The following is a 4,848-nucleotide window of genomic DNA, read 5'->3' as shown; positions in this document are numbered from 1 at the left end:
GGGGTTGGTTCGTCACCGTCGACGAACCAACCCCGGCGCTGTGTCTGCATCCTGGCCAGCTCCATCCATCCTGGCCGGCTGCATCCATTCAGGCCACCTGCATCAGTTCAGGTCAGTACCGTGCGTTCAGGCTCGCTGCATCCCCTCAGGCAGATCCATACCGCTCAGGCCAGGTCAGCAGCTGCTCGTGTGACGGCCTGCTTGATCCTGGCGTTCATGGACCGTAGGCCTGCACGGCTGGCAGCAACGACGACGACCGACACCCCGGCTGGCGGCTGCTCCAACGCACGGTGCAGCTCTTCCACGGTGGTGACTGACTGCACCGGTACGCCGTAGGCGGCACACAGCGTGGGGATTTGCACGGCGGGTTCCGTTCCGAAGAACCGTTCCACGGTGTGCGCCCACTGTGGTTGTCCGCCCAGGGAACCGTGTTCCAGGGTGTTGAAGATCCCGCCGCCGCGGTCATCGAGCACCACGATCTGAAGATCGGGTCGGGTTTCGTGCACCAGGTGCGTCAGGGATCCGGCGTCGTGCAGGAATGTCACGTCCCCCATCAGGGCGCGCATGGGCTGCCCTGTGGCCAGGGCGGCACCGGCCGCGGTGGCCACGGTGCCGTCAATGCCCGCCAACCCTCTGTTGGCCATGACGGTCACCTGGTGGTCTTGACCGGAGCACCCCGGTGCGGGTCCGGGATCGGCACACAAGTCCAGGTCCCGAATGGGGTTGGAGGAACCTGCCACCAGTGACGAGCCATCCCGACGGCAAGCTGCCCACACCTCCCGGGCCACCACCGGCCCCGGGATCACATCCGACACAGGGGGCACCTCCCGTGCAAATGCTGCGGCACCGGCCGGTACTGCGTGTTCGTGTTCCTGCAGGTGGGGGTCCAGTTCTTGGTTGATCGCAGTTTGCGCCACTGCCCCCAGACGCTGCCAGGCACCCAACCAGTCCTGGGGAGGATGGCCCGTGAAATCCAGGACCTCGGACAGGGTTCGCACCACGGTTTCCCGACGACGGCCTTCGTCGTACCAGGCCACCGCACGCGGTTGCCACGCCGCGGTCTGCACATGTGGCCGGGCCAGAAGAGCACCCACGGGGCGGGAGAGCGTGGGGCGGCCCATCAGCAGGACTCGCTCGATCTGTTCCCCCAGGGGGGTGTCCAACAACAGCCGATACGGACCGATGGCGTGAGTCCCGCAGCGAGCGTTGGAGGACGGCTCAGCCATCAGAGGCAGGCCCAGGGTTTCAGCCAGGACCCTGGCCGCCTCTCCGGCGCCGTCCCCGGCCAGAATCACGGTGCGGTACGTGCCGGGGTCACCGTGGCCCTCACCGTTCTGGGAGGACTGCCTGTTCTGGGAGAGCTGCGTCTGCGCCAGGTCGGTTGCTGCCACGGGCACGGCAGCACTCGGCTTCACGGGCGCCGGTGACCATGCTGCAGTTGTGGCCTGGTTGCGTGCGGCGGCCTGCATGTCATTGTCCTGCATGTCACTGGCCTGCGTGTCACCGGCCTGCGCGTCATCCAGGGCCGGTTGCAGGGGTTCACGCAGCGCCACGTTGATGTGAACGGGGCCGGGGACGCGAGCGCCGTCGTCGTTGAGAGCCGCCAGAACCGGCTCCACGGCGCTGTGGACCTGGGCTGTGATCTGGTGGGGGTCAAGCCCCGGTTCGATCACCACGTCCACGGTGGCCCGTACGTGGCTGCCAAAGATCCCGTCCTGGCGGGTGGTCTGGTTGGCACCGGTGCCACGCAGTTCCGGTGGACGGTCCGCGGTCAGCAGGATCAGGGGCACCTCCGCGTGATCGGCTTCCATGGCGGCAGGCATCAGATTGCCCACGGCCGTGCCGGAGGTGGTGACCACCACCGCTGGACGGCCCGTGGCCTTGGCCGCACCGAGTGCGTGGAAGGCAGCGGATCGTTCGTCCAGACGCACGTGGGTCCGCAGGTCAGTGCCATCCACAGCCGCAGCCGCGTACACAAAGGGTGCGGACCGGGAACCGGGGCAGAAGAAGACTTCGCGCGCACCGGCATTCACCAGACGGTCCAGAACGGCAGAAGCGGTCAGCAGGGATTCGATGGTCACCATCTCACCCTACTGACCGCCCCCAGAGTTCACGGTTCACTCACCAGCCAAACCGGTGCGATCGGCCGTCGTCGTAGGACCGCGGAGCGTTGCGTGCCTTGTTGCGCAGTTCTTCCGTGGAGCGGCCTCGGTAGCCTTCGCGTTTGGGGCCACGGCCCTTGCCCCGCCCGTTGTTGTTGCCCGGGCCCCTGTTCTTGTGGCCACGGCCCTTGCCCTTGCCCTTGCCGGGGCGGCCGTCCTCGTCCACGAACGGAGGTTCTCCCTCGGTGGTGGAGAAGATCTGGATCACTGAGGGACGGGGCATGGCGAACTGGCCTTCACCCTCACGGGTTGGCAGCACGTAGTCGGGGAAGTAGGAGCGCGGGGTCTCAAAGGTCCCGTCCTCACCCGGATGCTGCACCGCCACGTAGGCCATGTTCTCGCGATCGTGAATCACAGGGCCACAGGTCTCCGCATCCTGGGGAACGGAGAGGAACTGCTGGGTGCGCCCGCGCTTGGGACCGGTCAGATCAACACGGAACAAACCGTCGTTGTAGCCGATGGCGGTGGGCGCGCCGTCGGTTGAGATCCACAGGTACCCCTGGGAGTCGAATGCCACGTTGTCCGGGCAGGAAATCGGGGAGACCTTGTCCGTGGGGAATCCGGAGAAGTACGCCGAACCATTTTTGGCCGGATCCCCACACACCAGCAGGATGTCCCAGTGGAAGGTGGTCCCGGCCGAGTTGGCGGCGTCCTCCGTGATCTCGATGACGTGACCGTCGCGGTTGTTGTTGCGCGGGTTGGCCTCATCGGCCCCGGCAAGACCGGGTTCACCGCGGAGAGTGTTGTTGGTACAAGCCACGTAGATCTTGCCCGTGTGCGGGTTGGGTTCCACGTCCTCCGGACGGTCCATCTTGGTGGCACCGGCCTTGTCCGCGGCCAGACGGGTGAAGACCAGGACCTCGTCCACGTCCATGCCCTCCACCTTGGATTCGCCATCGACCACCAGGGGCAACCACTCACCGGCGCCGTCGAAAGCACCGTCTGATGGGAGCCGACTCGAACCGTCGATCTCGCCTTCCGAGTTGCCGGTGAACTTGGCCACGTAGAGATCACCGAAGGACAGCAGCGTCATGTTGTGGGCGCGGTCGCCTGCGACGTACTTCTTCTCGGAGACGAACTTGTAGAGGTAGTCGAAACGCTCGTCATCCCCGGAGTAGGCCACCACCGTGCCATCGGATGCCACGTAGACGTTCGCGCCCTCGTGCTTGAAGCGGCCCATGGAGGTGTGCTTGACCGGAGTGGAGTTGGGATCGGACGGATCGATCTCCACGATGTAACCAAAGCGGTTGACCTCGTTCTCATATCCGGCGTTGTTGCCGTTCCAGCGCGGATCGACCAGGTCCCAGCGCCGCTTGGGAGGCTCCACGGGAATCCCGTAACGCTTGTTCTCCGGGGTGTCCGGCCCGGAGAGAACGTTCTGGATGTTCTCCTCACCGGAGAGGATGGTGCCCCACGGGGTCACGCCACCGGAGCAGTTGTTCTGAGTTCCCAGCACGGTCTTGCCCTCAGGGTCTGCCACGGTCTTGAGCAGATCCGAACCCGCTGCAGGACCATCCACCCGGAACGGGGTGTCTGCCGTGATGCGTCGGTTGCGCGCGCCACCACGGACGTAGGTCCACGGCTTGCCCGGTGCCTCACGCACGATTTCCACCACGGCCATGCCGTGGGCAGCAATGCCCACGCTGGCGGTGCGCTGCAGGTCCTCACTCTGATCCGCCGGGAACATGGTGTTCTCGTTGGTGTATTCGTGATTGCAGACCAACACACCCGCGGTGCCGCCGGCATCCGGCATGATGTCCAGGTAATCGTTGTTGAAGCCGAACTGCTTGGCCTGGGCTTCAGCGGTCTGGTTTCGGGGATCGAACTCGGGAGAGTCGTGGAAGAGCGGATCACCCCAGCGGATGATCGGCGACCAGTCGTAGTTCTTGGGAACGTTGAGGTCATCCACCGTGGCAGCCACAGGAGCAATCGGCTCGAACTCCAAGGTGCCGTTGTTGGCACCCCAGTGCGCGAACGTGGCCTGAGCCTCGGTGCGGGTACCGGTCACAGCCACCCCCACCGTCACGGCTGCTGCCGTGCCCAGACCCAGGGCTGAGCGGCGAGAGAGCGGTGGAGGCAACGTCATGGAACGTGGCGTTGTGGGAGGTGTTGCACACCGGCTTGGTGCACTGGGAGCCGCACTTGAGTTCACAGGTCAACGGGCTGCGTTTGCCATTTGTGTGCCCCAGCATGGGCAGAAGAATCCGAGCCATCACTACCTCTCCGCGCAGCACGGCCGCGCTGTTTAACGACGGCGACCATCAGACACCCGCAGAGTTGAGAACTGGGGAGTTTATTGCCAACAACTGATGAAGCGTGGGCGACCAAATCCCCTACTCAGCATGTAAATATACGCAGTGAGGCGAGCCCGCGTGCGGGGCTCGCCTCACGTTGACGTGAACCGCGCAATCGGCGGTGGATGTGCTCAGCGGTTGGGGCCGGATTGTCCCAACCGGTGAACCCGGCGGATCCGTTCCACCCACCACTGCTGCCGTGGCCCGTGCAGCTCCACAGCGCGCAGGTTGTTGGGCTCCGGGGACACTGCACCCACGGGAAGCTGACCGTTGGAAGGCTTGAGTCCGTGGGCCAGGACGTCCTGGCCCAGCAAGGACCCCGTTCCCAGTCCGCAGGCATAGGGCAGCTCCGGGAGGCTGGCGGCAAGCGCCACCCCGGCGCTGAGACCCAC

1 protein-coding gene and 2 pseudogenes are annotated in these 4,848 nt (G+C 65.4%); all 3 read right to left on the bottom strand.

Annotated elements, in window-relative coordinates; translation table 11 throughout:
* Positions 1-164: 164 nt before the first annotated feature.
* Positions 165-2,084: a 2-succinyl-5-enolpyruvyl-6-hydroxy-3-cyclohexene-1-carboxylic-acid synthase gene (menD, locus tag L979_RS05610; RefSeq protein WP_047690255.1), complete on the bottom strand. Its 1,920-nt coding sequence runs from the start codon at positions 2,082-2,084 to the stop codon at positions 165-167.
* A gap of 37 nt (positions 2,085-2,121) precedes the next feature.
* Positions 2,122-4,375: pseudogene (locus tag L979_RS05605) on the bottom strand (PhoX family phosphatase).
* Between the two features lie 212 nt (positions 4,376-4,587).
* A pseudogene (locus tag L979_RS16235) lies at positions 4,588-4,848 on the bottom strand (O-succinylbenzoate synthase); the annotation flags it as partial.

Origin of the sequence: Kocuria sp. ZOR0020 (assembly GCF_000800955.1) — a bacterium.
GTDB classification, from domain to species: Bacteria; Actinomycetota; Actinomycetes; order Actinomycetales; family Micrococcaceae; genus Kocuria; species Kocuria subflava.
Note: the sequence above shows the minus strand (reverse complement) of the source record. Positions and strands in the feature narration are given on the sequence as shown.

Coding starts and splice junctions, on each gene's coding strand:
- menD (WP_047690255.1), bottom strand. CDS start 2,084: ATGGTGACCATCGAATCCCTGCTGACCGCTTCTGCCGTTCTGGACCGT.